We start from the raw sequence: 25,131 nt of genomic DNA, 5'->3' as shown, positions 1-25,131 counted from the left end.
CCCAGTCGCGTTCCGCTGATCCTGATCATACACTAGAGCGGCAAGATCCTGAATTTCATCACGCCGGAAACCAGTGGTATAGTACATACTGCGACAGCCCGTTCATCTCGAATTGATTCAGCAAACCAATTTTTGCGATGGGCGGGCTGTCGCCCAACCCGACACGCCGGGCGAGATCGTTATTTAACGGGCCCCGAACAAGCCTCGCCGCGCCGATCTTTGCGCTTTTATCGCCAGGTTGGCCGTTCGCTCTCCTCTACCGAACCGTCGGTACGGAAGATCAGGTACCTGTCGAAGTTCTTCGCGAACCACCGGTCATGGGTAACCGCGATCACAGTCCCCTGGAATTCGTTCAGAGCGACTTCGAGAGCTTCCGCCGATTCGAAGTCCAGGTTGTCCGTAGGTTCGTCGAGAAGGAGCATCGTGGCCCTACTCAGCTCGAGCAACAGGATCTGAAACCGGGCTTGCTGTCCACCCGAGAGTTGGTCGAAGTACTGCTCGGCCGCCCGCGCCAGCCCATAGCGGGCCAGGGCGCGAGAGGCATCCTCGCGGACGAGCCCGTCGCGCTGACCGTCACCTTCGTGGAGAACCTGCAGGAGTGTCTTGTGCGCGAGGTCTGGTCGCGCTTGGGTCTGGGAAAAATAACCGATTCGAACACGAGCGCCCAGCTGAACATCACCGGTGTACGTGATCAAGCGGCCCAGGGGGGTTCTCTGCTGCCCCGTATCAACGTTCCCCTCCGCAGCCAGTAAAGCGAGGAGGTGTGTCTTGCCTGCCCCGTTCGGGCCGAGGACCGCCACGCGATCGCCGTGGAACACCTCGGCGTCAAAGGGCTGGAACTTAGCCGGAACCGAGAGTTTCCGGCAACGCAGCACCCGCTTGCCCGCGCGCCCGCCCTGCAAGCGCATCGCAAGATGTTGTTGGCAGGGCACTTCGGTCGGCGGCCCTGCTGCCTCGAACCGGTCCAGCCGTGTCACAGCAGCATGATAGCGGGCGGACATGCCGTCGTTGTACTTGGCCTTCTCGCGCAATGTGTGGACCAGCGTGCGCAGGTGCACGCGTTCCTCGTCCCATCGCTTGCGGAGCTCACCGAGCCGTCTGTTCCGGTGATCGCGTGCTTCTGCGTAGCTATCCAGGCTTCCGCCGTGCGTCCATGAGATAGCACCGGCCCCAGTCGGTTCGAGAGTGATAATCTTCGTGGCGGCGGTCGCGATGAGTTCGCGATCATGGCTGATGAACAGCACGGACTTATCCGAGTTCGTTAGCAGTCGCTCCAGCCACTCTTTCCCTGCGACGTCGAGGTAATTGTCGGGCTCGTCGAGGATCAGAAGATGGTGGGGTCCCAGGGCCCCGGCAAAGTCGTGATGGGTGGGTCCTGAGCTGCGGTGACGTGCGGGGTGGGTGCGGACACAGGCTTGGCGTGATCATGAGGGTGTCGAATCCTTGCTCACGTCAGGAAGCCTGTGTCCGCAGTGTCAGTGTCTCCGATCGTTGCTGCTCTGGAAGGCCTGGAGGTCGGTCCTGACGCGGGGAGAGCCGCGCCGGTCGGTGAGGCGGCGGGGTTGTCGCTGGTGGAGGCCCTGTCGCGAGTGCCGGACCCGCGGAAACCACGCGGTGTCCGCCACGGTGTCCTCGCGGTGTTGCTACTGGGGGCGTGCGCGGTGTTGGCGGGGGCCCGGTCGTTCACCGCGATCGCCGAGTACGCCCATGACGTCGGCCGCGCCGTGCTGGACGTGCTCGGGGTGGGCGCGGTCGCTCCGCACGAGTCGACCATCCGCCGGGTCCTGCAACGGGTCGACGCCTCGGCGCTGGAGGCGGCGTTGCAGTCCTGGGTGTTGCCCCAGCTCAGCGCCCAGCCGGCCCCGGAGGGCACACCCCGGCGAGAACAGCGTCGCGTGCTGGCCTTGGACGGCAAGACCCTGCGCGGCGCCCGCGTCCGTGCCGCCGACGGCAGGGTCTGGCTCCCGCATCTGGTGTCGGTGCTCGACCAGACCAGCGGTGGCGTGCTCGGCCAGGTTCAGGTCGCAGAGAAAGGCAGCGAGATCACCGCGTTCACCGCGCTGCTCGACCCCCTCGACCTCGACGATGTACTGGTCACCGCGGACGCTCTGCACACCCAGCGAGCCCACGCCGACTACCTACACCGCCGCGGCGGGCACTACCTGATGACGATCAAAGCGAACCAGCCCACGCTGCTGGCACGGGTACGGGCGCTGCCCTGGACCCAGATCGGCGTCGCTGATCGTCAACGCGGGCGTGGGCACGGCCGCGTCGAGACCCGCACGATCAGCGTGGTCAGCCTGCACCCCTGTCCCGACCTGGGCGCAGAGTTCTTCCCCCACGCATCCCAGGCGATCAAGCTGGTGCGCCGGCGTCGCCCACTGCGGCCTGGCGGGAAGTGGAGAACCGAGACCGCCTACGCGATCACCAGCCTGACCAGCACCGACGCCGATCCAGGACTGCTCGCCCGCTGGATCCGTGGGCACTGGTCGATCGAGAATCGCCTGCACTGGGTCCGTGATGTCTGCTTCGACGAAGACCGCGCCACCGCCCACACCGGTCACGCCCCGCAGGTCATGTCGGCGTTGCGGAACCTCGCGATCACCGCGCTACGCCTGCACGGCGTCAGCAACATCGCCGCAGCACTCCGCCACCACGCCCGCGACCCCCATCGACCACTGACCACCTACAAGATCATCTAGCGACTTTGCCGGGGCCCTGGGGCGTGGGCGGCGTTGACCGCTTTCTGATTCGCTGACAGGGGCCGGTACCGGCCGGTGTCGAGGTCGCGGCGGCGGCGTCGGTGGGGGACGGTGATCGCGGGCCCGCCGCCTTGGTAGGCGGTGTCAGCGATCGCCCGCACCCCGGCGGTGTTGACCGCGTCGATGATCCCGTGGGCGCGGGCGGCACCCATGTCGTGCCGGGCTCCGGGTAGCGGTGGGGAGATCCACACCAGCCTGCCGACGGGGTCGGCGATGACCTGCACGTTCAGAGCGTGTTTGGAAATGGTGGGTGTGTCGGGATGGTCGACACGGCTGGGGTGCTCCATCGTGGTCGGCATGCAGGAACGACCGCGCCGGTACCCCTCGGACACCAGTGATGCCCAGTGGGTGGTGATCGAGCCGTTGTTACCGCCGCTCGCGCGGCGGGGGCGGCCTGTTGCTCATGCTCGTCGGGACGTGCTGGACGCGATCTTGTATGTCGTGCGGACCGGGTGTGCCTGGCGGGCGTTGCCGGTGGACTTCCCGCCCTGGCAGACCGTCTACTGGTACTTCAACCAGTGGGAACAGCAGAAGGTCACCGAGAAGATCCTCCCGGTCGTGCGGGGGCAGTTACGTATCGCCGAGGGCCGTGATCCGGAGCCGAGTGCGGGGATCATCGATTCCCAGTCGGTCAAGGGCGCCGACACCGTCGGCCAGGACTCCCGCGGCTACGACGCCGGGAAGAAGACAGGCGGACGGAAACGGTTCATCGTGACCGACACCCTCGGTCTGCTGCTGACCACGATGGTGTGCTCGGCCTCGGTACAGGACCGCGACGGCGCCAAGCCGATCCTGCTCAACCTCTACCTGCGCACCAGGGTGCGGTTCGTCTACGCCGACGCCGGCTTCGCCGGGCGACTGCTCGACTGGGCCGCCACGATCCTGCAGACAACGATCGAGATCATCCGCAAGCCACCCGAGCAGCGCGGATTCACCGTCCTCCCACGAAGGTGGGTGGTCGAACGGACCCTGGCCTGGCTCACCGCACACCGACGCCTGGCCCGAGACTACGAACGCCACCCCACCACATCCGAAGCCATGATCCGCTGGGCCGCGATCAACACCATCACCCGCCGCATCGCCCGTGGATACCCCGCCACCCGCCAGCAGAAACACACGACACCCTCAACCCACTAGAATTTCCAAACACGCTCTCAGTGCCGACGACCTTCCGTCGTCACCCACACCGCGGGCACACACCGTTTGCGGCGACACTGCGTAACCACTACGCAGTCGACGCGCTGCGACCGGGTGACAGTCTTTGACCTGCAGTTTCCCGACCGGAAACCTCTCGTTGCAGCTGGTACGGGCTCCCCCCTTCATATTCGAGTACCAGCACTATCTGGAGGACATGCGTGATGTGGAAGAAGACCGGGATCGTGGTGGCCGCCTCAGCGGCATCGCTGATGGCGCTCTCGCCGGTGGCGATGGCCCACGGCAGCGGTGACCACGGCGACCACGGGATCGACAAGAGCTCGAAGGGGCTGATCTCGGGCCTGAACGGCAACAACATCAACGTCCCGATCCAGGCCTGCAACAACAACATCCCCATCAACGCTCTCGGCATCCAGGTCCCCATCGAGGACGCCGCCGCAGCGAACGGCCTCACCGGCGCGCTGGGGATCCTCGGCTCTGGCACCGCGACCTCCGGACACTCGGTCACCGACCAGTCCGACACCTGCGCCCAGACCGGCGCCGCCGGCGACACCGCCGTCGACATCCACAGCAAGGGCCACAAGTAACACCCCGCACCACCCAGTACTGCTTCGCTGGCGGGAGCCTTCACCACGCCGGCGACCACACGGGCGGCCGCTGTCCACGAACAGCGGACAGACCGCCTACACCGAGAGCCCCGCACCGAGGGACCACGGCACTACGCACAGGGTGCCCACAATCCCCCGGCGCGGGGCTCTCCCACACCCCCGGCGCCTGCCCGCTCGACAACGACTGCACCGCGCCCCGGCGCCTCTACACTGCCCTAGAGGCTTATTCAGGGCCCGTGAAATAACGATCTAGCCCGGCGTGTCGGGTTGGGCGACAGCCCGTCCATCGCGAAGATTGGTTTGTCGAATCAATCCGAGATGAATGGGCTGTCGCAGTATGTACTATACCACTGGCTTTCGGCGTGATGAGATTCAGGATCTTGCCGCTCTGGTGCATGAGCAGGATCAGCGGAACGCGACTGGCCTGCGACGGCCTTGGCCGCCGATTCTGGGATTGTTCTGGTCGGTGGTGATCACGTTGGCGTATCTGCGCGGGAATCGTGTGCAGTGGGAGTTGGCGGAAACCTACGGGGTGTCGCAGTCGACGGTCAGTCGAGCGATCGCGGGGGTGACACCGTTGCTGGCGCAGGCGCTGCGGAGTGTAGTTCCGACTGCGGAGGAGCTTCGTGCCGATCGGCAGTACATCATCGACGGAACCCTGCTGCCCTGCTGGTCATGGACCGCCGTACCAGGTCTGTGGTCGGGCAAGCATCGCACCACCGGCGTCGTCGTCCAGGTCGCAGCCACCCTGGAAGGGCAGCTGTCGTGGATCTCCGACCCGACCCCAGGCTCCCGACACGACCTACATTGCCTCGACCAATCCGGCGCCCTCGACCACCTCGCCACATACCCACCGATCGGCGATAAAGGCTACATCGGGCGCGGCATGCTCACCCCGTTCAAAAAACAACCCGGCCGGGAACTTCTCGACTGGCAGAAAACATTCAACAAGAGCCTCAACCGCACACGCGCCACCATCGAGCGAGTCATCGCCCATATCAAGTCGTGGAAAGTTCTCCACACAGACTACCGCCGACCCTACGCCACATTTAAAACGACGATCTCGGCAGTCATCGGACTCATCTTCTACGCACTTACCTGACGGAGCCTGAATAAGCCTCCTAGTGTCTGACATGTCCGACCCGATGGGCCCCGACGACATCCTGGTCATCACCACCCAAGACTTCACCATCCGCGGCGACAAAGACCTCTACCAGGCCTCCTACGCCCTGATGAGCTACTTCTCCGGGCTCTGCCGACAAGGCCGGATCGCCGACGCCTACGCCGGACCCACCCAACCGCCAGCCACCGACGGTCACGACCCCGACGACCTCGACGGCGAGCACCTCACCATCCGGATCGAAGTCATCGCCGACAGCATCGACCACGGCATCACCACCGCCCTCGAGACCATGCACCGCGGCTTCACCACCCTCGGACGAACACTGCCCGACCAATACAGCCCCGACGAAATCCAGGTGCTGACCATCGCCATCGGCGGCGACGACCTGACCATCACCCACCTCGACCGCACCGCGGCCTACCGCCGGATCGGCCTCACACCCTGACCCGAATCAGCAGCGACCACCAGTCGCCAGACCCGACCCGCCGGGATCGAGCAACTCCGGATGGGCCCGCAGATAGGCATCCCGCACCTGCCCCGACAACCGCCCCCGCGCACCCACCGGATAACCCTGAGCCTGCGCCCACACCCGCACCGCCCCCACCGACACCGGCGACACCCGCGGCGGCGCGGCCTTCCTGGGAACACCCTGATCCACATCGGCGACAGCACGACCCTCGCCCGGCGAGCCATCGTCCGCCCCGCCCGGGGCACCGAGACTGACGCCAGGCTCGCCGACGCTGACACCGCCCCCGCTGAGGTCGGGGTCGGGGTCGGGGGGACTGTCGTCGAGCGGCCACAAGGCCAGAGGCGCATCCCCCTCGTGGGCGACACCCCCACGAACAGCCGAGCGCCGACGACGACCCCGCACCGCCCCCGCAGAACCAGACCCCCCAGAACCAGCAGCCGCCCCGACATCGCCGCCGCCCGCACCGGTCACCGCCGCAGCAACAGCGGCAGCAGCAGGACCACCGACCCCACCAAGTTCGCCAAGGTCGCCGAGGTCACGCAGGGAGCTGAGCAGGGTGCCGACGAACACCCGAGCGACATCGGTGTGAGCATGATGATCCAGAAACGCCGACACCACCCGCACCGCGGTCAGCGCCTCAGCCTCCCGATCACCCCACACCGGATGCGGCTCCACACCCCGCGCCGCCCGACGCGCCGCCCGCACCACCTCCGCGAACCGGCGAACCCGCACAATCTCCCCCGCCACACCAGACCCCGCACCATCGGGCACCACGGCATCGGGCACCACGGCATCGGGCACCACGGCATCGGGCACCACGGCATCCAGGTCGGGTCTGTTCACCCGCCCATGCTCACCCGGACGACGCCGAACCCGCTACCGCAGCGAGATAAGCCGCCGGACATGCGCCGGAAGCCGACCCCGCTCCCCCACCGAGTACCCCTGCGAACGAGCCCACTCCCGCACCACCCGCGCATCCAGACCAGCAGCAGACGGTGCCGCAACAGACGGCGCGGCCGGGGACGAACCCGCCGGAGCAAACCCGAGCTCGGACTCAGTGACTCGCCCAGGCTCGGGCATCGGCTCGGGATCCGATGGGGCCGAGACGGCAACACCAGCCCCCGACGGCAGTGTCGACCGCGCCGCAGACGGCGCAGCCACGCCTGCGGCGGCGTCCATGATCGGGCGCAGAATCTTCGCCAACGCATACGCAGCGACATCACACGCCTTCATCTTCGCCCCCTCCGTCGCCCTACACACCACCACCTCGCCCACGGTGTCGCCCACCAGCAGCCGCGCCGACACCGTCGCGGTGAACCCCTGCGGATGCCCTGACTTCCCCACTCCCGCCGGGACCGCACCGATCTCCAGATCCGCGATCCGCTCCACCTGCCGCCAATGATGCAACAACGCCCGCGGCGAGGTGTACTTCCCCAACACCGGATCCTGCCCCGGCTTCACCCCACCCTTCTTCCCGGCACCCTTCGAACCGGCCGCCGTCTTCCCCGCCGTCTTCACCACGGTCTTCTGCTGCACCGAACCTGTCGAACCGCCCCGCGCAGCGCTACCCTCACCCCGGGCAGACTGAGGCTCGGCCTCGACAGCGGGATCGACATCGGTGGACATCCCCGGCCCAGTACCCACCTGCGACACCGGCACGGCCTGCACTACGCCGGACCCCGCACCTCCCCCCCCGACCGCCGGGGGCGGGACGCTGCCCGGGGCAGCGAACACCGGAGTCACCGCCGGCGCCTCCACCGGGTCGGGCACCACCGGGATCCCCGCGGCTTTCAACCACGTCCGCAACGCCGCTGGCGGCACCCCCAGCACATCCGCAGCGGCCTTCGCGGTCATCCCCCGACGGATCATCGTCTCCGCCCGCTCCAACACCCGAGCCCGATCCCGCTCCGCATCCGCCGAGGTCCCCAACTGCCGGGCATGCTCACGCTCACCGAACTTCAAATCCTCCGCCGCCGACAACACACACGCCAACGAGCAATACATCCCCAACCGCAGATGACGACCCCCACCACCCGCGACCGCTCCAACAGATACCAACCCGTCGGAACACTGATCCCCACCGCCGTCAACTTGCACGACCGACAAAAATACGACCGCTCCACACCACCCGACAGCGACGGACCCCACGGCCCCCAGGGCCCCGGCAAAGTCGCTAGATGATCTTGTAGGTGGTCAGTGGTCGATGGGGGTCGCGGGCGTGGTGGCGGAGTGCTGCGGCGATGTTGCTGACGCCGTGCAGGCGTAGCGCGGTGATCGCGAGGTTCCGCAACGCCGACATGACCTGCGGGGCGTGACCGGTGTGGGCGGTGGCGCGGTCTTCGTCGAAGCAGACATCACGGACCCAGTGCAGGCGATTCTCGATCGACCAGTGCCCACGGATCCAGCGGGCGAGCAGTCCTGGATCGGCGTCGGTGCTGGTCAGGCTGGTGATCGCGTAGGCGGTCTCGGTTCTCCACTTCCCGCCAGGCCGCAGTGGGCGACGCCGGCGCACCAGCTTGATCGCCTGGGATGCGTGGGGGAAGAACTCTGCGCCCAGGTCGGGACAGGGGTGCAGGCTGACCACGCTGATCGTGCGGGTCTCGACGCGGCCGTGCCCACGCCCGCGTTGACGATCAGCGACGCCGATCTGGGTCCAGGGCAGCGCCCGTACCCGTGCCAGCAGCGTGGGCTGGTTCGCTTTGATCGTCATCAGGTAGTGCCCGCCGCGGCGGTGTAGGTAGTCGGCGTGGGCTCGCTGGGTGTGCAGAGCGTCCGCGGTGACCAGTACATCGTCGAGGTCGAGGGGGTCGAGCAGCGCGGTGAACGCGGTGATCTCGCTGCCCTTCTCTGCGACCTGAACCTGGCCGAGCACGCCACCGCTGGTCTGGTCGAGCACCGACACCAGATGCGGGAGCCAGACCCTGCCGTCGGCGGCACGGACGCGGGCGCCGCGCAGGGTCTTGCCGTCCAAGGCCAGCACGCGACGCTGTTCTCGCCGGGGTGTGCCCTCCGCCGCCGGCTGGGCGCTGAGCTGGGGCAACACCCAGGACTGCAACGCCGCCTCCAGCGCCGAGGCGTCGACCCGTTGCAGGACCCGGCGGATGGTCGACTCGTGCGGAGCGACCGCGCCCACCCCGAGCACGTCCAGCACGGCGCGGCCGACGTCATGGGCGTACTCGGCGATCGCGGTGAACGACCGGGCCCCCGCCAACACCGCGCACGCCCCCAGTAGCAACACCGCGAGGACACCGTGGCGGACACCGCGTGGTTTCCGCGGGTCCGGCACTCGCGACAGGGCCTCCACCAGCGACAACCCCGCCGCCTCACCGACCGGCGCGGCTCTCCCCGCGTCAGGACCGACCTCCAGGCCTTCCAGAGCAGCAACGATCGGAGACACTGACACTGCGGACACAGGCTTCCTGACGTGAGCAAGGATTCGACACCCTCATGATCACGCCAAGCCTGTGTCCGCACCCACCCCCACCCCCCACATCACCGCAGCTCAGGACCCACCCATCACGACTTTGCCGGGGCCCTGGGGGAGCGGTGGCCTGATGCTTGTGTCGTTGCCCCGCTCGCCTCTCGAGATCTCGCCCGCCGGGTCGTTCAGATGGCGGGCGACTACGAGCACGTCGTGATCGACACCGGGCCAAAGAATCCAGCGATGCTGCGGAGCGCGATGACGGTCTCGGACTTCCTCCTCGTACCGTGTGCCCCCCGGCCGTTGGATCTAGAGGAGCTGCCAGCGACATTCGAGTTGGCCGCGGAGGTCGACGTTACTCATCCTTTGCATGCCGCTGTGTTACTGGTCATGGTCAGAGGTGGGACTCGGGCCGCCACCGAAGCCCGCGAGATGGTCACTGAGGACCTGGGGCTGCCGCTGTTGGACAGCGTCACCCACCTGCGAGAGTCCTACTCGTTGGCCTACGGCACGGTCCCGGAACCAGCTGAGTACGCCGACGTCGTCACCGAGCTGTGCCGAACCGATACCTCCAGCTCCGATAGCTCCAGTCCTGGCACAACCACCGCTGGAACTACTGAAAAGGCGACCACATGAGTACTCAGCGAGCGTCCGCGTTCCGAGACCGCATGGCCCAGGCCAACACCCGACCGCCCAACACCGCCGACACCCCGAGCGCTACCGAGCCGGCCAGCGCCACGACCGGTCCGAGGAACGGGGAATCAAAGTTCTCGGTGCTCTTCGACACCGCCGAGGCCGTTGAGTTCGACGAGCAATGCTTGAGACCTGTGGATGACCTGGAGGGGCCGTACCCTCCCGGTGATCTTGAGGCTCTGAAGCAAGGCCGGCGGGTCAACGCCGGCCGGAAGGGTACGACCCGTGCTCACCGTAGTTCCTGGAGCTGCTGACACCGATGAACCCCGCCGGGGCGGCGGCTCGCTGATCGACGACCTGGTCCGCGAAGGCGCCCGCCGGATGCTGGCCGAGGCGTTGCAGGCCGAGGTCGATGACTACATCGCCCGCCACGCTGAGGAGCGCGACGAGCACGGCCGGCGGCTCGTGGTCCGCAACGGCACCCACCAGCCCCGCGAGGTCCTCACCTCGGCCGGCGCGGTCGAGGTTGTCGCCCCGCGGGTCGACGACCGCCGCATCGATCCCGAGACCGGGCACCGCTGCAGGTTCTCCTCGGCGATCCTGCCGCGATGGTGCCGCCGCACTCCGAAGATCACCGAGGTGTTACCGCTGCTGTATCTGCACGGACTCTCGACCGGGGACTTCGTGCCCGCGCTCGGGCAGTTCCCCGGCTCCACCGCGGGCCTGTCGGCGTCGATGGTCACCAGACTGACCGAGACCTGGAAGACCGAACAGCAGACCTTCTCCCGCCGAGACCTGTCCGGTGTGGACTACGTCTACCTGTGGGCCGACGGGATCCACGTCAACATCCGCCTCGAGGAACACGAGCTGTGCCTACTCGTGCTCATCGGAGTCCGCGCGGACGGCGGCAAGGAACTCGTCGCCCTGACCGATGGCTACCGCGAGTCGAGCGAGTCCTGGGCCGATCTGCTGCGCGACTGCGCGCGGCGCGGCATGCGAGCACCCGTGCTCGCGGTCGCTGACGGCGCGCTCGGGTTCTGGGGCGCGCTGCGCGAGGTGTTCCCGCAGACCCGCGAGCAGCGCTGCTGGGTCCACAAGACCGCCAATGTCCTTGCCGCTCTGCCGAAGTCAGCGCATCCGGGGGCGAAGAAGGCGCTGACCGAGATCTGGAACGCCGAGGACAAGCGCAGAGCCCTCGACGCCGTGGCCCGCTTCGAGGCCGCCTACCGGGCGAAGTTCGGCAAGGCCGTCACGAAGATCGGTGACGACCTCGACGAACTGCTCGCCTTCTACGACTTCCCCGCCGAACACTGGCAACACCTACGCACCACGAACCCGATCGAGTCCACGTTCGCGACGGTCCGCCACCGCACCCGGGTCACCCGCGGGCCCGGGTCACGCGCGGCCGGACTGGCGATGGCGTTCAAGCTCATCGAGGCCGCCCAGAACCGATGGCGCGCCGTGAACGGACCGCACCTGGTCGCCCTCGTCCGAGCCGGAGCCCGATTCGACGCCGGCCGCCTCGTCGAACGACCCGATGCCCACACCCACACCGAAGCCGCCTAAAAGATCTTCATCCACAGGTCTTGACGATTGCTCGAGTTCGACCGTCTCATGATCGAGCTCCGCGCGCTGCTCGGCCGCCGGGTCACCAAGGGGGACGTGGTCCGCTCGCTAGTCGCGCTGGCCGCTGACGACGCCACCCTCCGAACCCAAGTCACTGACGAGCTGCGAAGCCGTCCCGCTCAGCGACACATCGCCCCATAGCGGCCCGGGCCTGTTTTCGGGCCCCTGTCCCCTGCGGGGATCATCTGCTGTTATTCGATACGTACGATCCATACTTCGACCACCACGGAGACACCCATGACTGTTGTGAAGATCAACGCGATCACGGTGCCTGATGGGCAGGGCCCGGAGCTGGAGGCGCGGTTCGCGGCTCGGTTCGCTCAGGGGTGCATGGGTGGGGTGGCTGGGTTCGGGGTCGCCGCGTACGCGCTGTCGTCCGGTCGCGGGTGACACGCGGTACTTCGTCTACACCCGGTGGGAGTCCGACGCAGCCTTCCAGGTCTGGCGTACCGAGGGCAGTGAGGCGGCGCACTGCGACACCGACCGCCCGCAGGTCGGGACTGGTGCTGACCTGCTGGAGTTCGAGACCGTCGACCTCGCCACGTCTCCGACCTCGGCGCCCGAGGCATAACCCGGGCATCGCTCCAGGCATTCACCCCGGGACCATGGTGACGCGGCCGTCTACGTGGCGGGGTGGTGGGTGGCGCGGACGGCGCCGATGAACTCGCGGGCGTAGTAGCTGTTGTTCCAGATGTCGGGTTCGGTTTTGACGACGTCGCCGGTCTGCGGGGCGTGCAGCATCTGGCCGGCGCCGAGGTAGAGGCCGACGTGGTGGATCCCGCCGGGGTGCCCGTTGTTGGTGAACAGGAGCATGTCCCCGGGTTGGACGTGGGCGGGGTCGGTGATGGCGGGTTGGAGGGGTGCCATCGTCTCCCACCCGGGGACCTGCAGCAGCCGTTCATAGAACAACCGCGCCGACCCCCTGGGGTCCATGCGGACAGCGGCCGGCCCCCAACCGGCGGCCCGCTGCTGGAACAACCCGACAGAGTCATGGTCGGCGCCGACAGCCTCATACGAGCGTGTCAACGATTCAGTGACAGTGGTGTTGGCCTAGTTGAGCAGCGTCGATTCCTGCATCGCGGTCGCGACCGCGACCACCCGGCCCCGGACGGGGACACCCATCTCGACGCCGACAGCGACGATGTGGGCGGCGTTGGACACCTGGACGGGGCCGAACCCGTCGACCAACTCCGCCGGATCCACCCCGGCCGGGGCACACACCACCCCGGGAACGCCTAGCGAGGACGTGCGGCCGCCGGCGGTGATCGCGCCGCCGAGGGCGATCACGAGCAGCACGACGACCACACCCACCAACGCAGCCACACAGACCAGCCCGCTCGTCATGGTCTTCACCGCGGTCGCTCCCTCTTCGCCCTTCTCACCTGGCCTCGGTATCGGGACTGGCGAGGTAGTGACACAGGCCGCACCCACCCGCTACCCTTCGTGGCGCTCGGGCCGAGACCCGCCGAGACGTAGAGCCCCTCGGCCGGTCGGCCCGAGCGGGTTGTCTCCGGGCCTGCACACCACCGACCCTCCTCGTCTCGTGTGGGAACGGCGGCCTGGTGTCGGTGACGCACGGTCCCCCTGCGTCAGTCCCTCCCACACCACAGGCCCGGAGCCAACACCCGCACCGGCCCAGCTCACCAGTTCAGTCGGTGAGACCGAGCCGCTCGCTGCACGCCGGCCACGCCCACACCTCTTCCGAGGCCCCGCCCGCGCTCTTCTCCGCGACCGGAGCCGCCGACGCCGACGCCGACGCCGCAGCGTCGGGTTCCTGGGCGGCGGGCGGGGCCTCAGCGGCGGGACCGGCCGCTGTCGCGGGTGCGGGTGCGGCGCTGCTGCTGGTTCGGGAGATCGCCTCACCAGCACTCTCAGCGCTCTTGCTGCTGCTGGTGGTGTCGAGGTCGTCGAGGTTCAGGGCCGGGTCGGTGAGGGTCTCCAGCAGCGCGACCGCGTCCGGATCGGCCGCAGCCGCATGGGCGGCCTGCTCGGTCAACGTCTCCACACCAGCGGCCAGACCCTCGCCCTGCTGGGCGTCATCCGGGCCCTCGCTCCGCGGCTCGGTGCTCTGACCAGTGCTGGTGTGCTCATCCGTGGTCCGCGTGACCGTGCTGGCGCCACTGGCAGACGACCTCGGCGCCGCGGTGTCCACGGGGCGCTCCGACGGGGCCGCAGGCCCAGACACAGCACCCACAGCACTGCCGACCGCTGGGCTGCGGCCACTATCCGCAGCAGCGTCGAGGACCACCCGACCCGCCTCACCCACCGCGCCGACCGGGCTGGCCGGCTCGACTTCCAGGACGTCGAGGAACTCATCCAACAGCGCAACCGCAGCCCGCGAGGCTTATTCAGGGACGCTCAACAGACTGCTGCGTTGAGACGCTGACCTGGGGAAGCGCCTCGCTCCATGATCACCCTGAATAAGCCTCGTGGATCTCCGACCCGACCCCAGGTCTCGGTCAGTCTGGTGACCATCGACGCCGACAGGCCCGCGGTGGAGCCGAGGAACTGCCCGAGCGCGGGCACGAAGTCCCCGGTCGAGAGTCCGTGCAGATACAGCAGCGGTAACACCTCGGTGATCTTCGGAGTGCGGCGGCACCATCGCGGCAGGATCGCCGAGGAGAACCTGCAGCGGTGCCCGGTCTCGGGATCGATGCGGCGGTCGTCGACCCGCGGGGCGACAACCTCGACCGCGCCGGCCGAGGTGAGGACCTCGCGGGGCTGGTGGGTGCCGTTGCGGACCACGAGCCGCCGGCCGTGCTCGTCGCGCTCCTCAGCGTGGCGGGCGATGTAGTCATCGACCTCGGCCTGCAACGCCTCGGCCAGCATCCGGCGGGCGCCTTCGCGGACCAGGTCGTCGATCAGCGAGCCGCCGCCCCGGCGGGGTTCATCGGTGTCAGCAGCTCCAGGAACTACGGTGAGCACGGGTCGTACCCTTCCGGCCGGCGTTGACCCGCCGGCCTTGCTTCAGAGCCTCAAGATCACCGGGAGGGTACGGCCCCTCCAGGTCATCCACAGGTCTCAAGCATTGCTCGACGCGGCTGAGGTGGGGTGGTGGGGTGCGGGAGCGTCCGTGTGTGGCCGGGGTCGCCGGTGGGGTCGGCACGTCGCTGCTCGCTGCCGCGGTGGGTGGTGTGGATCGGGGTGTCTACCGGGCACAGTCGCCGGTGGCGGTGGTGGTGTGTCGGTCGACGGTGTCCTCGGTCGGTGGTGCGGCGCACGCGTTGCAGCACACCCCGGGCCCGCCAGTGCTGGCTGTGGTCGCTGATGCTCCTGGAGCGGCATGGGGTTCGAATACGCGGAATCGGCTACGCAGTATCGAGCCGCACACCGCCGCGATCGTGCCCATCCCCCTCGTGGCCGCCTGGCGCGACACCCTGCGCCCGATCCAGCGCGCCGCCACGCTCCTGGCCCTTGACCCCGCCGAGTTGTCGAAACCCGAACGAGCGCTGGTCCGGGCGTTGGGACAGGTGATCGACGCCGTCCTCGCCCTCCCCGACCACGCCGCCCTCCCCGAGCACGACGTCAGGTCGGCCCCGGCCGACGTCGCTCCCGCCGCTCCCGCCGCTCCGGTCGGTCCGGTCGTGGTGGCGTCGCCGGGTGCTCGGGTGCGTCCGGCATGACCACCACCGCGGCGCTGCCGCGTCCCCGTTCGAGGAGCTCTCATGTCCCTGGTGATGACCGCTGCGGTGTCGGCGTCCGACACGCTCACCGCCCTGGACCCAGCGCTGGTGCCGGGGCAGGTGGCGCCGCCGGACCCACCCGCGCAGCGCCCACCGGGGAAGCTGGGGGATTTCGTCGATCAGATCATCGGGTGGATCAAGTGGGGGCTGATCGCCGCCGGGGTGGTCGGGCTGTTGGTGTGTGCGGGGCTGATCGTCGTCGGCCGGAAACGGAATCATGCGATGGCCATCGACGGCCTGACCGGCACCTTGTGGGTCGTCGGCGGCCTCGCCCTGGCCGCGGGGGCCTCGGGGATCGTCGCGGTCTTCCTCTAGGGCTGGGGGTCGATCAACAGCTGGGAGCGGATGAACCCGGAGATGTCGAGTTCCTCTTCCGGGGTGGGTGCGTCGAGGTAGCGGACCTGCAGGTCCCGGCCGGTGAACAGGATCATCCGCCGGATGATCTCATCGTCGACCTCTGCGAGACCGTTCGCGGACAGGCCGGCGTTGAGCCACAACCAGGACGATTGCATCGCCGCCACCGCCTGCGCGACGCCGTCGGCGACCGCGGTCCCGCCGGGCAGCTCCCCCGTGGCGATCACGGTCAGGGTGAGCACGACCCCGTCGGTGGGGTCGGGCAGCGGCGCGACGGTCGCGTCGACGATGCGGTCTTCCCGGATCTGCTCGATCAGGAATTCGGAGAGGATGTAGTTGACCTCGACCGGGTTCTTCCAGCCCAGCGACGGGAACACCTGACCGACCGTAACGAGAAGAGCACCATCACCCTCGAGGTCACCATCGCTGTCACTCACGGTCGGTCATCCTTCCCGACCATCCCGGCCGGACCTGCGCCGGTATCCCGCACGTCCACGTCCACGTCCACGTCCACGCCTGCGTCGGCGGCGGTGGTGTGAGGTGGGGTTTTGGACTGATCCCGGGGGCGCTCTGGCGGAGTCGGCGGCGGAGATCCTGGCCGCGCTGTTGACGTGGTGGCTGGCCGAGGACACCGTCTTCGACGGCCTGGCCGCGCATGCGGAGCGGTTCGCGGTGCTGACCGGGCCGATCGTGGCCGCGATCGTCACCACCTGCCTGCTGTGCCAGGTCGGGAAGATGATCCTGACCCGCCGCGGTGAACCCCTCCTCGACGCCGCCGCCGGGCTCGTGCGGTTCGTGCTCGCCACCACCGTCGGGGTCCTGCTCGCGGTCACCGCGCTGGCCGCGGCGGACGCGGCGACCACGCACTTCCTCGGGGCGGCGTTGCCGGAGTTCGTCGACCGCCTCACCACCGTCCTGCAGCTGTCGCAGATGGGGGTGGGGTCGCAGATCCTGCTCGGCGCCATCGTCCTCGTGCTGGGGGTGTTGCAGTGGCTGGCGATGTTCGTCCGCCAGGCGGGGATCTTCGTGCTGATCGCGGTCCTCCCGATCGCCGCAGCCGGGGCGCTGTCCGGGGCGACCCGCCGGTGGCTCCCCACCGTCGTCGCGTGGTTGGCCGCGTTGATCTTCTACAAGCCGATCGCCGGGCTGATCTACGCGATCGGGATGACCCTGATGTCCACCCCCACCCCGGCCGGGGGTGGCCCGGAGTGGGTGGCGATCCTGGTCGGGATCGTCATCCTCGCCCTCGCGGTGATCGCGTTGCCGGCGTTGATGCGGTTCTTCTCCTTCACCGGCACCACGATCACCAGCGGCTCCGCCGGCGGCATGATGGCTGGGGCGGCGACCGGGGCGGTGTCGCTGGCCGGGATGCGCAACGCCCGCACACTGGAGCTGACCGGCCCCGACAGCGCCCCGGCCTGGGCCACCCCACCTGCAGCGCCGCCAGCCGGGGCGCCTGGGGTCTCCGGGGCGGGTGCCGCGGGGGCAGGATCGGCGGCCCCGGGAGCAAGCGGTGCCGCGCCCGGCCCGCAGACCACCTCCGCGCCCGCCGCCGGCCCGGCTCCGGGCGCGGCAGCCGGGACCAGCACCGCAAGCGCTGCGGGTGCTGGTGCTGCGGTGTCGGGACTCGGCGCGGCCGCGGCCGCTGGCACGGCGGCGGTGCAGGCCGCGCAGTCGGCGGCCGAGGCCACCGCCGCCCAGCTGACCAGCCCCACCAGCGAGACCCCCGACCCCGGAGCAGAACGCAGCGGCAGCGCTGGCGGTCCGTCGGGTGCCGGGGCCGCGCCACCCGGCGCAGGCGCTGACACCGGCGAGCCAGGACGGTGAACATGAGCAACAGCAGCAGTGGCGCGCCGCCAGCGCGGCGGACCTACGGGAACTGGCGCCGGGCCCGCGGCTTCGGCATCGGCACGCTGTCCCCGACCGAGACGAAAGTCGTGTTCACCGCTCTGGTCGTCCCGGCGCTGGTCACGATCAAGACCGCAGCTGATGGCAGTAGCTGCCCCAGCCCGGTACAGCCCATGCGTACCACGCCGGGGTCGGGCCTGGGTGGGGAGGAACCACCGAGGCAGAAGATCGCCCGTCTCGAGGCCCGGGTCCGTGAACTCGAGATCAGCGAGAAGAAGCTGACCGCCGAGCGGGAGATCCTGCAGCGGGCGGCCAAGTATTTCGCGGGGGAGACGCGCTGGTGACCCGCTTCCAGTTCGTCGCTGACCACCGGCACACCTTCGAGGTGAAGCGGTTGTGCGAGCTCGTGCACGTCTCGAGGTCGTCGTTCTACGCCCAGGGCCCCGGCAAAGTCGCTAGATGATCTTGTAGGTGGTCAGTGGTCGATGGGGGTCGCGGGCGTGGTGGCGGAGTGCTGCGGCGATGTTGCTGACGCCGTGCAGGCGTAGCGCGGTGATCGCGAGGTTCCGCAACGCCGACATGACCTGCGGGGCGTGACCGGTGTGGGCGGTGGCGCGGTCTTCGTCGAAGCAGACATCACGGACCCAGTGCAGGCGATTCTCGATCGACCAGTGCCCACGGATCCAGCGGGCGAGCAGTCCTGGATCGGCGTCGGTGCTGGTCAGGCTGGTGATCGCGTAGGCGGTCTCGGTTCTCCACTTCCCGCCAGGCCGCAGTGGGCGACGCCGGCGCACCAGCTTGATCGCCTGGGATGCGTGGGGGAAGAACTCTGCGCCCAGGTCGGGACAGGGGTGCAGGCTGACCACGCTGATCGTGCGGGTCTCGACGCGGCCGTGCCCACGCCCGCGTTGACGATCAGCGACGCCGATCTGGGTCCAGGGCAGCGCCCGTACCCGTGCCAGCAGCGTGGGCTGGTTCGCTTTGATCGTCATCAGGTAGTGCCCGCCGCGGCGGTGTAGGTAGTCGGCGTGGGCTCGCTGGGTGTGCAGAGCGTCCGCGGTGACCAGTACATCGTCGAGGTCGAGGGGGTCGAGCAGCGCGGTGAACGCGGTGATCTCGCTGCCCTTCTCTGCGACCTGAACCTGGCCGAGCACGCCACCGCTGGTCTGGTCGAGCACCGACACCAGATGCGGGAGCCAGACCCTGCCGTCGGCGGCACGGACGCGGGCGCCGCGCAGGGTCTTGCCGTCCAAGGCCAGCACGCGACGCTGTTCTCGCCGGGGTGTGCCCTCCGCCGCCGGCTGGGCGCTGAGCTGGGGCAACACCCAGGACTGCAACGCCGCCTCCAGCGCCGAGGCGTCGACCCGTTGCAGGACCCGGCGGATGGTCGACTCGTGCGGAGCGACCGCGCCCACCCCGAGCACGTCCAGCACGGCGCGGCCGACGTCATGGGCGTACTCGGCGATCGCGGTGAACGACCGGGCCCCCGCCAACACCGCGCACGCCCCCAGTAGCAACACCGCGAGGACACCGTGGCGGACACCGCGTGGTTTCCGCGGGTCCGGCACTCGCGACAGGGCCTCCACCAGCGACAACCCCGCCGCCTCACCGACCGGCGCGGCTCTCCCCGCGTCAGGACCGACCTCCAGGCCTTCCAGAGCAGCAACGATCGGAGACACTGACACTGCGGACACAGGCTTCCTGACGTGAGCAAGGATTCGACACCCTCATGATCACGCCAAGCCTGTGTCCGCACCCACCCCCACCCCCCACATCACCGCAGCTCAGGACCCACCCATCACGACTTTGCCGGGGCCCTGTGTGGCGAGGTGGTCGAGGGCGCCGGATTGGTCGAGGCAATGTAGGTCGTGTCGGGAGCCTGGGGTCGGGTCGGAGATCCACGACAGCTGCCCTTCCAGGCAGGGCCCCGGCAAAGTCGTGATGGGTGGGTCCTGAGCTGCGGTGACGTGCGGGGTGGGTGCGGACACAGGCTTGGCGTGATCATGAGGGTGTCGAATCCTTGCTCACGTCAGGAAGCCTGTGTCCGCAGTGTCAGTGTCTCCGATCGTTGCTGCTCTGGAAGGCCTGGAGGTCGGTCCTGACGCGGGGAGAGCCGCGCCGGTCGGTGAGGCGGCGGGGTTGTCGCTGGTGGAGGCCCTGTCGCGAGTGCCGGACCCGCGGAAACCACGCGGTGTCCGCCACGGTGTCCTCGCGGTGTTGCTACTGGGGGCGTGCGCGGTGTTGGCGGGGGCCCGGTCGTTCACCGCGATCGCCGAGTACGCCCATGACGTCGGCCGCGCCGTGCTGGACGTGCTCGGGGTGGGCGCGGTCGCTCCGCACGAGTCGACCATCCGCCGGGTCCTGCAACGGGTCGACGCCTCGGCGCTGGAGGCGGCGTTGCAGTCCTGGGTGTTGCCCCAGCTCAGCGCCCAGCCGGCGGCGGAGGGCACACCCCGGCGAGAACAGCGTCGCGTGCTGGCCTTGGACGGCAAGACCCTGCGCGGCGCCCGCGTCCGTGCCGCCGACGGCAGGGTCTGGCTCCCGCATCTGGTGTCGGTGCTCGACCAGACCAGCGGTGGCGTGCTCGGCCAGGTTCAGGTCGCAGAGAAGGGCAGCGAGATCACCGCGTTCACCGCGCTGCTCGACCCCCTCGACCTCGACGATGTACTGGTCACCGCGGACGCTCTGCACACCCAGCGAGCCCACGCCGACTACCTACACCGCCGCGGCGGGCACTACCTGATGACGATCAAAGCGAACCAGCCCACGCTGCTGGCACGGGTACGGGCGCTGCCCTGGACCCAGATCGGCGTCGCTGATCGTCAACGCGGGCGTGGGCACGGCCGCGTCGAGACCCGCACGATCAGCGTGGTCAGCCTGCACCCCTGTCCCGACCTGGGCGCAGAGTTCTTCCCCCACGCATCCCAGGCGATCAAGCTGGTGCGCCGGCGTCGCCCACTGCGGCCTGGCGGGAAGTGGAGAACCGAGACCGCCTACGCGATCACCAGCCTGACCAGCACCGACGCCGATCCAGGACTGCTCGCCCGCTGGATCCGTGGGCACTGGTCGATCGAGAATCGCCTGCACTGGGTCCGTGATGTCTGCTTCGACGAAGACCGCGCCACCGCCCACACCGGTCACGCCCCGCAGGTCATGTCGGCGTTGCGGAACCTCGCGATCACCGCGCTACGCCTGCACGGCGTCAGCAACATCGCCGCAGCACTCCGCCACCACGCCCGCGACCCCCATCGACCACTGACCACCTACAAGATCATCTAGCGACTTTGCCGGGGCCCTGCCTCGCCACATACCCACCGATCGGCGATAAAGGCTACATCGGGCGCGGCATGCTCACCCCGTTCAAAAAACAACCCGGCCGGGAACTTCTCGACTGGCAGAAAACATTCAACAAGAGCCTCAACCGCACACGCGCCACCATCGAGCGAGTCATCGCCCATATCAAGTCGTGGAAAGTTCTCCACACAGACTACCGCCGACCCTACGCCACATTTAAAACGACGATCTCGGCAGTCATCGGACTCATCTTCTACGCACTTACCTGACGGAGCCTGAATAAGCCTCCTGGAAGACCGAACAGCAGACCTTCTCCCGCCGAGACCTGTCCGGTGTGGACTACGTCTACCTGTGGGCCGACGGGATCCACGTCAACATCCGCCTCGAGGAACACAAGCTGTGCCTGCTCGTGCTCATCGGAGTCCGCGCGGACGGCGGCAAGGAACTCGTCGCCCTGACCGATGGCTACCGCGAGTCGAGCGAGTCCTGGGCCGATCTGCTGCGCGACTGCGCGCGGCGCGGCATGCGAGCACCCGTGCTCGCGGTCGCTGACGGCGCGCTCGGGTTCTGGGGCGCGCTGCGCGAGGTGTTCCCGCAGACCCGCGAGCAGCGCTGCTGGGTCCACAAGACCGCCAATGTCCTTGCCGCGCTGCCGAAGTCAGCGCATCCGGGGGCGAAGAAGGCGCTGACCGAGATCTGGAACGCCGAGGACAAGCGCAGAGCCCTCGACGCCGTGGCCCGCTTCGAGGCCGCCTACCGGGCGAAGTTCGGCAAGGCCGTCACGAAGATCGGTGACGACCTCGACGAACTGCTCGCCTTCTACGACTTCCCCGCCGAACACTGGCAACACCTACGCACCACGAACCCGATCGAGTCCACGTTCGCGACGGTCCGCCACCGCACCCGGGTCACCCGCGGGCCCGGGTCACGCGCGGCCGGACTGGCGATGGCGTTCAAACTCATCGAGGCCGCCCAGAACCGATGGCGCGCCGTGAACGGACCGCACCTGGTCGCCCTCGTCCGAGCCGGAGCCCGATTCGACGCCGGCCGCCTCGTCGAACGACCCGATGCCCACACCCACACCGAAGCCGCCTAAAAGATCTTCATCCACAGGTCTTGACGATTGCTCACCGCGACCCAGGGACACCCGATCGCCGCTTGACAGTCATAGAAGCATCTCACTGACCGCAGCAAACACCAAATAGCACTAAAAAGGACGAACCCCTCACACGCTCACCATCAAAACCACTCACGGCAACGGCGTAATTACGCTACGCACTCGCCCTTGACAGAGAGTGATAACCATGCTCAGATGCCATCATGCAAACAAAGAATCTTGCACGCTCCCTCACCACTGAGCCTTTTTCAACCTGTTTGTGCAGGTCAGAGCTTTGCAGTTCGTGACTCTACCCTCTGACGGCGTGTCAGAAGACGGTCGCCACGGCGTCTCCTCGTCATCGCCTTTGAAGACAGCGGGTCAACGCGGCGCTGAACGACTGGAAGGTATCCTGGCTACGTCCGGGCGCGGGCTCGATCCCCGGAGCGAGCCCGGCCCTCTGATCTGCGGCCGTCTGACCTGTGCAAACAGGTTGAAAAAGGCTCACTGCGGCATTCATCGCCGCCATCGCAATGGGCTCAGCCAGCGGAATCGCTGCGGCAGACACCCCACACCCCGCCAGCACTCCAGCAGGAATCAGCCAGTCCGCCGCGCCCACATTCAGCTTCAACAAGGTAAACGACTCCACAGGAGTCGTAACGCTTAGCGCCGCGAAGTTCGCCACAGACGGAACCCACACGTCCATCATCGACAACCACGGCAAGACTCTTGAAGTCCTCCCCGCGCGAATCGCTAAAGACGGAAAGATCACCACATTCACATACACCCTAGACGGCGACAACAAGGCAACCGTACGCAGCACAATAAGCCACAACCACCATGCTAACGAGTACATCAACTGGGCAAAGTGCACCATCGGAACCGTCGGAGGAGCTGTCACCGGAGGCCTTGGAGGAGCTGCGGTTGGCGGTACTTCAGGTTCCGTCATTCCAGTAGCAGGAGCTACCGCAGGCGCCATCGATGGCGTTGCTACTGGAGCCATTGACGGAGGAGCCACCGCCGCTGCAGCTCACTGCTTCCCCTGACTCCTCGCTCAACCAATCAGAGCGCTGAAGTATGAAAAATTCCAGGCTGGACGCCAATCCTTGCTTTCGCTGGTGTCGGGGCATCACTCCTCACCGACCTAATATTTGGATCCCCACTCAATCAAGCCCTAGTGTCGCCTCTGTTTCTGATCGTACTTTGTGTTGGACTTACGCTCCTAGTCTGTTATATTTTCCAGGAGAGTTGGCGGTGACCATCCTTTCCGGAGCTCGACAAAGTCGTAATAGGCGACTTTGTCGAGCCCTGGAAAGGATGGTCGAATCATATTCACCCTGCCAAGCGCCATGGCGCCACTACGAAACGAGGTGGCCGTCAAGCTAAAAACAATATTAGCGCTGACCTCTGGGCAAAAACGAGGCTTAGCTGGACTATGCCTGGCCCCGTGATTGAAGCCTTCTGGAGAGAGAGCTAAGAACCCGCGGGCGAGTATGGAGGCGATCGCGAAGGGGGTGCTGCAGGCACTCTCTTTGAGTTAACGCTGCGGTGAACGGACCGCAATGGGAGGCTTTCTCTGCCCTTATTTTGTACTGAACGATCCATACAGAATATGTATCCAAATGCGAGTCAGGGAAGATTGGGGTGAATCGCTGATGACTAGGATGCCGGAACCCACGAAGGTTCAAGTTTCGGTACGAGACACCACGGCCATCGAGTGGGCTGTGGAACGAAAGATGCGGCTGGTCGAGGTTCGACCGACGCCAGCCGGGCACCTTGCGGTGATGGAGCGGTTTGACGACTGGAACGAGCCAGACGGATTCCCCCGCATCGCCGGGGAACAGGTCGTCGCGGGGGAGCTTTATCTACGGAACCTCGCGCCAGAGGACGCGAGCATGATAGTCGAATGCGACAACGACGAGCTGTCGCGTCGGTGGGCGCTGTTCCCTGGATCCACGCAGCAGCGGGCCGAGAATGCCGCTCGAAGAGGGTATCTCGACTGGCGTCTAACCGATCGCGCGGCTCTGACGATCGCGCAGTCCGTGGACGACGCACCAGTGGGCCTGATCAAGGTTCGCAAGCTGGTCCCTCCCGGGGTCGCCGACGTCGGGTACCAGGTCCGTCCTGGGTACCGCGGACGCAGCTATGCGGCTCGTGCCCTGGAGGCATTCTGCCGCTGGTCTGCCGCAGTTGGACTGTTCCACCGCTTTGAACTGGGAATCAAGCCTGGAAACACCGCGTCGATACGAGTCGCCGAGAAGGCGGGGTTCACGTTCGAGGGACGTAGAGCTGCGCGTTTGGTCGACCTCGACGGCGGACGCGCCGACGAGCTCCACTACGCCCGGGTCATTCTGACCGGGGCACGCCAGGCCGCGGACTCAAATCCCGCCCACATCACCGCTGGCGGGCACACCGTCTCGACGACAAGGACACACTGATGAGTACCTCGGCGATCTTCCTGCACAACAACCAGTTGCGGGTTAGCGACACACCCGCACCCGAGGCCGGCCCCGACGAGGTGGTAATAGCCGTCGAACGGGTGTCACTCAACGCCGGAGAGGCGAGAATCGCTTGGGATCCCGACAAGCCCGCGGGGTGGGATGCGGTCGGGATCGTCCAGAAGAGCTCCCGCAACGGGCACGGGCCCGCTGTTGGCAACCGGGTCGCGACGTGGGGGCAGTCCGGGGCTTGGTCTACACACAGAGTCGTCGACCATCGGGATGTCGCTGTGGTTCCGCCATCCGTCGACGACCTGAGCGCGGCGGCGCTGCCGGTGGCCGGGCTCACGGCTCTTCGATCGATCCGCCAGCTGGGGCTGTCCTCGGGCCAGCGGATTCTCATCTCGGGCGCGTCGGGTGGCGTCGGTCATCTCGCAGTCCAGTTGGCCCAGAACTGCGGGCTGGACACCACCGCGGTGGTCGGCTCAGAGGCATCACGGCGGTGGCTCCTCGAGCGTGGCCTGGTCGAAGCGGACAAGGTGAAACTAGCCTCGGAACTGGCGGCCCCCGCGGACGCCCCCTTCGACGGCGCGATAGACGTGGCCGGCGTCCCGTGCTCGA

Annotated in this window: 25 protein-coding genes and 6 pseudogenes; 18 read left to right on the top strand and 13 right to left on the bottom strand. The window is 67.7% G+C overall.

Going from position 1 to position 25,131, the window contains the following annotated elements; all coding sequences use genetic code 11:
• Nucleotides 1–227: 227 nt before the first annotated feature.
• Nucleotides 228–1,244: an ATP-binding cassette domain-containing protein gene (locus KPL57_RS54740; protein WP_226358208.1), complete on the bottom strand. Its 1,017-nt coding sequence runs from the start codon at nt 1,242–1,244 to the stop codon at nt 228–230.
• A gap of 234 nt (nt 1,245–1,478) precedes the next feature.
• Here KPL57_RS54740 and KPL57_RS54735 point away from each other — a divergent pair, with 234 nt between their 5' ends.
• The gene (locus KPL57_RS54735) at nt 1,479–2,702 is read left to right on the top strand and encodes an ISAs1 family transposase (protein ID WP_226350739.1); all 1,224 of its coding nucleotides are present in this window, start codon (nt 1,479–1,481) and stop codon (nt 2,700–2,702) included.
• 20 nt (nt 2,703–2,722) lie between these two features.
• On the opposite strand, the pseudogene KPL57_RS54730 reads toward KPL57_RS54735, so the two are convergent.
• A pseudogene (locus KPL57_RS54730) lies at nt 2,723–3,001 on the bottom strand (transposase family protein); the annotation flags it as partial.
• A gap of 4 nt (nt 3,002–3,005) precedes the next feature.
• On the opposite strand from KPL57_RS54730, the pseudogene KPL57_RS54725 reads away from it, so the two are divergent.
• The 4 genes and pseudogenes from KPL57_RS54725 to KPL57_RS54710 all read left to right on the top strand — a co-directional run.
• Nucleotides 3,006–3,915, top strand: a pseudogene (locus KPL57_RS54725) (IS5 family transposase); the annotation flags it as partial.
• Between the two features lie 205 nt (nt 3,916–4,120).
• Nucleotides 4,121–4,504 (top strand): hypothetical protein, encoded by a 384-nt coding sequence (locus tag KPL57_RS54720; RefSeq protein WP_226358207.1) that lies wholly within the window; start codon nt 4,121–4,123, stop codon nt 4,502–4,504.
• A 358-nt stretch (nt 4,505–4,862) separates the two neighbouring features.
• Nucleotides 4,863–5,627: a transposase family protein gene (locus KPL57_RS54715; protein ID WP_226350834.1), complete on the top strand. Its 765-nt coding sequence runs from the start codon at nt 4,863–4,865 to the stop codon at nt 5,625–5,627.
• A gap of 31 nt (nt 5,628–5,658) precedes the next feature.
• Nucleotides 5,659–6,093 carry a hypothetical protein gene (locus KPL57_RS54710; RefSeq protein ID WP_226358206.1) on the top strand — a complete coding sequence of 145 codons (435 nt, stop codon included), beginning with the start codon at nt 5,659–5,661 and terminating at the stop codon, nt 6,091–6,093.
• A 6-nt stretch (nt 6,094–6,099) separates the two neighbouring features.
• On the opposite strand, the gene KPL57_RS54705 is transcribed toward KPL57_RS54710, so the two are convergent.
• From KPL57_RS54705 to KPL57_RS54695, 3 genes are all read right to left on the bottom strand, one after another.
• On the bottom strand, nt 6,100–6,960 hold the full coding sequence (locus KPL57_RS54705) for an Lsr2 family protein (RefSeq protein ID WP_226358205.1): 861 nt from the start codon (nt 6,958–6,960) through the stop codon (nt 6,100–6,102).
• A gap of 33 nt (nt 6,961–6,993) precedes the next feature.
• A complete protein-coding gene (locus KPL57_RS54700) occupies nt 6,994–7,653 on the bottom strand; it encodes an Lsr2 family protein (RefSeq protein WP_226358204.1) in 660 nt (219 codons plus the stop codon).
• 637 nt (nt 7,654–8,290) lie between these two features.
• A complete protein-coding gene (locus KPL57_RS54695; RefSeq protein WP_226351754.1) occupies nt 8,291–9,514 on the bottom strand; it encodes an ISAs1 family transposase in 1,224 nt (407 codons plus the stop codon).
• Between the two features lie 213 nt (nt 9,515–9,727).
• On the opposite strand from KPL57_RS54695, the gene KPL57_RS54690 reads away from it, so the two are divergent.
• The 3 genes from KPL57_RS54690 to KPL57_RS54680 all read left to right on the top strand — a co-directional run bounded on the left by KPL57_RS54690 (nt 9,728) and on the right by KPL57_RS54680 (nt 12,368).
• On the top strand, nt 9,728–10,174 hold the full coding sequence (locus KPL57_RS54690) for a hypothetical protein (protein ID WP_226358203.1): 447 nt from the start codon (nt 9,728–9,730) through the stop codon (nt 10,172–10,174).
• Nucleotides 10,175–10,456: 282 nt separating this feature from the next.
• Nucleotides 10,457–11,737, top strand: coding sequence for an IS256 family transposase (locus KPL57_RS54685; protein ID WP_226358202.1), 1,281 nt, complete (start codon nt 10,457–10,459; stop codon nt 11,735–11,737).
• A 394-nt stretch (nt 11,738–12,131) separates the two neighbouring features.
• Nucleotides 12,132–12,368 carry an antibiotic biosynthesis monooxygenase gene (locus KPL57_RS54680; RefSeq protein WP_374203926.1) on the top strand — a complete coding sequence of 79 codons (237 nt, stop codon included), beginning with the start codon at nt 12,132–12,134 and terminating at the stop codon, nt 12,366–12,368.
• Between the two features lie 50 nt (nt 12,369–12,418).
• Here KPL57_RS54680 and KPL57_RS54675 read toward each other — a convergent pair whose 3' ends face one another.
• The 4 genes and pseudogenes from KPL57_RS54675 to KPL57_RS54660 all read right to left on the bottom strand — a co-directional run.
• A complete protein-coding gene (locus tag KPL57_RS54675) occupies nt 12,419–12,730 on the bottom strand; it encodes a C40 family peptidase (protein ID WP_226358201.1) in 312 nt (103 codons plus the stop codon).
• 117 nt (nt 12,731–12,847) lie between these two features.
• Entirely contained in the window at nt 12,848–13,150 is a 303-nt protein-coding gene (locus tag KPL57_RS54670; protein ID WP_226358200.1) for a hypothetical protein, read from the bottom strand.
• A 295-nt stretch (nt 13,151–13,445) separates the two neighbouring features.
• On the bottom strand, nt 13,446–13,802 hold the full coding sequence (locus tag KPL57_RS54665; protein WP_226358199.1) for a hypothetical protein: 357 nt from the start codon (nt 13,800–13,802) through the stop codon (nt 13,446–13,448).
• Between the two features lie 443 nt (nt 13,803–14,245).
• Nucleotides 14,246–14,722: pseudogene (locus KPL57_RS54660) on the bottom strand (transposase); the annotation flags it as partial.
• A gap of 416 nt (nt 14,723–15,138) precedes the next feature.
• Between KPL57_RS54660 and KPL57_RS54655 the strand changes: the two are divergent.
• Together KPL57_RS54655 and KPL57_RS54650 are read left to right on the top strand one after the other, a co-directional pair.
• The gene (locus KPL57_RS54655) at nt 15,139–15,420 is read left to right on the top strand and encodes a hypothetical protein (protein WP_226358198.1); all 282 of its coding nucleotides are present in this window, start codon (nt 15,139–15,141) and stop codon (nt 15,418–15,420) included.
• 42 nt (nt 15,421–15,462) lie between these two features.
• A complete protein-coding gene (locus KPL57_RS54650) occupies nt 15,463–15,795 on the top strand; it encodes a hypothetical protein (RefSeq protein ID WP_226358197.1) in 333 nt (110 codons plus the stop codon).
• Here KPL57_RS54650 and KPL57_RS54645 read toward each other — a convergent pair.
• Nucleotides 15,792–16,211: a hypothetical protein gene (locus tag KPL57_RS54645; RefSeq protein WP_226358196.1), complete on the bottom strand. Its 420-nt coding sequence runs from the start codon at nt 16,209–16,211 to the stop codon at nt 15,792–15,794. The genes KPL57_RS54650 and KPL57_RS54645 overlap by 4 nt on opposite strands.
• 163 nt (nt 16,212–16,374) lie before the next feature.
• On the opposite strand from KPL57_RS54645, the gene KPL57_RS54640 reads away from it, so the two are divergent.
• Nucleotides 16,375–17,661: a hypothetical protein gene (locus KPL57_RS54640; protein ID WP_226358195.1), complete on the top strand. Its 1,287-nt coding sequence runs from the start codon at nt 16,375–16,377 to the stop codon at nt 17,659–17,661.
• A gap of 149 nt (nt 17,662–17,810) precedes the next feature.
• A pseudogene (locus KPL57_RS54635) lies at nt 17,811–18,118 on the top strand (IS3 family transposase); the annotation flags it as partial.
• A gap of 19 nt (nt 18,119–18,137) precedes the next feature.
• On the opposite strand, the gene KPL57_RS54630 reads toward KPL57_RS54635, so the two are convergent.
• On the bottom strand, nt 18,138–19,361 hold the full coding sequence (locus KPL57_RS54630; RefSeq protein WP_226351754.1) for an ISAs1 family transposase: 1,224 nt from the start codon (nt 19,359–19,361) through the stop codon (nt 18,138–18,140).
• Nucleotides 19,362–19,466: 105 nt separating this feature from the next.
• The gene (locus KPL57_RS54625) at nt 19,467–19,670 is read right to left on the bottom strand and encodes a transposase family protein (protein WP_226358194.1); all 204 of its coding nucleotides are present in this window, start codon (nt 19,668–19,670) and stop codon (nt 19,467–19,469) included.
• A gap of 67 nt (nt 19,671–19,737) precedes the next feature.
• Between KPL57_RS54625 and KPL57_RS54620 the strand changes: the two genes are divergently transcribed.
• From KPL57_RS54620 to KPL57_RS54610, 3 genes and pseudogenes are all read left to right on the top strand, one after another.
• Nucleotides 19,738–20,961 carry an ISAs1 family transposase gene (locus KPL57_RS54620; protein ID WP_226351754.1) on the top strand — a complete coding sequence of 408 codons (1,224 nt, stop codon included), beginning with the start codon at nt 19,738–19,740 and terminating at the stop codon, nt 20,959–20,961.
• A gap of 5 nt (nt 20,962–20,966) precedes the next feature.
• Entirely contained in the window at nt 20,967–21,245 is a 279-nt protein-coding gene (locus tag KPL57_RS54615; RefSeq protein ID WP_226358193.1) for a transposase family protein, read from the top strand.
• A gap of 14 nt (nt 21,246–21,259) precedes the next feature.
• A pseudogene (locus tag KPL57_RS54610) lies at nt 21,260–22,072 on the top strand (IS256 family transposase); the annotation flags it as partial.
• Nucleotides 22,073–22,430: 358 nt separating this feature from the next.
• Here the strand turns inward: KPL57_RS54610 and KPL57_RS54605 are convergent.
• Nucleotides 22,431–22,949, bottom strand: coding sequence for a hypothetical protein (locus KPL57_RS54605; RefSeq protein WP_226358192.1), 519 nt, complete (start codon nt 22,947–22,949; stop codon nt 22,431–22,433).
• Nucleotides 22,950–23,360: 411 nt separating this feature from the next.
• Between KPL57_RS54605 and KPL57_RS73085 the strand changes: the two genes are divergently transcribed.
• The 3 genes and pseudogenes from KPL57_RS73085 to KPL57_RS54590 form a co-directional block, all read left to right on the top strand.
• A complete protein-coding gene (locus KPL57_RS73085) occupies nt 23,361–23,549 on the top strand; it encodes a lactococcin 972 family bacteriocin (protein WP_226358216.1) in 189 nt (62 codons plus the stop codon).
• A gap of 247 nt (nt 23,550–23,796) precedes the next feature.
• Nucleotides 23,797–24,510, top strand: coding sequence for a GNAT family N-acetyltransferase (locus KPL57_RS54595; protein ID WP_226358191.1), 714 nt, complete (start codon nt 23,797–23,799; stop codon nt 24,508–24,510).
• Nucleotides 24,510–25,131, top strand: a pseudogene (locus KPL57_RS54590) (hypothetical protein); the annotation flags it as partial. The gene KPL57_RS54595 and the pseudogene KPL57_RS54590, both read left to right, overlap by 1 nt.

The sequence above is a fragment of the Pseudonocardia sp. ICBG601 genome (assembly GCF_020496245.1).
Note: the sequence above shows the minus strand (reverse complement) of the source record. Positions and strands in the feature narration are given on the sequence as shown.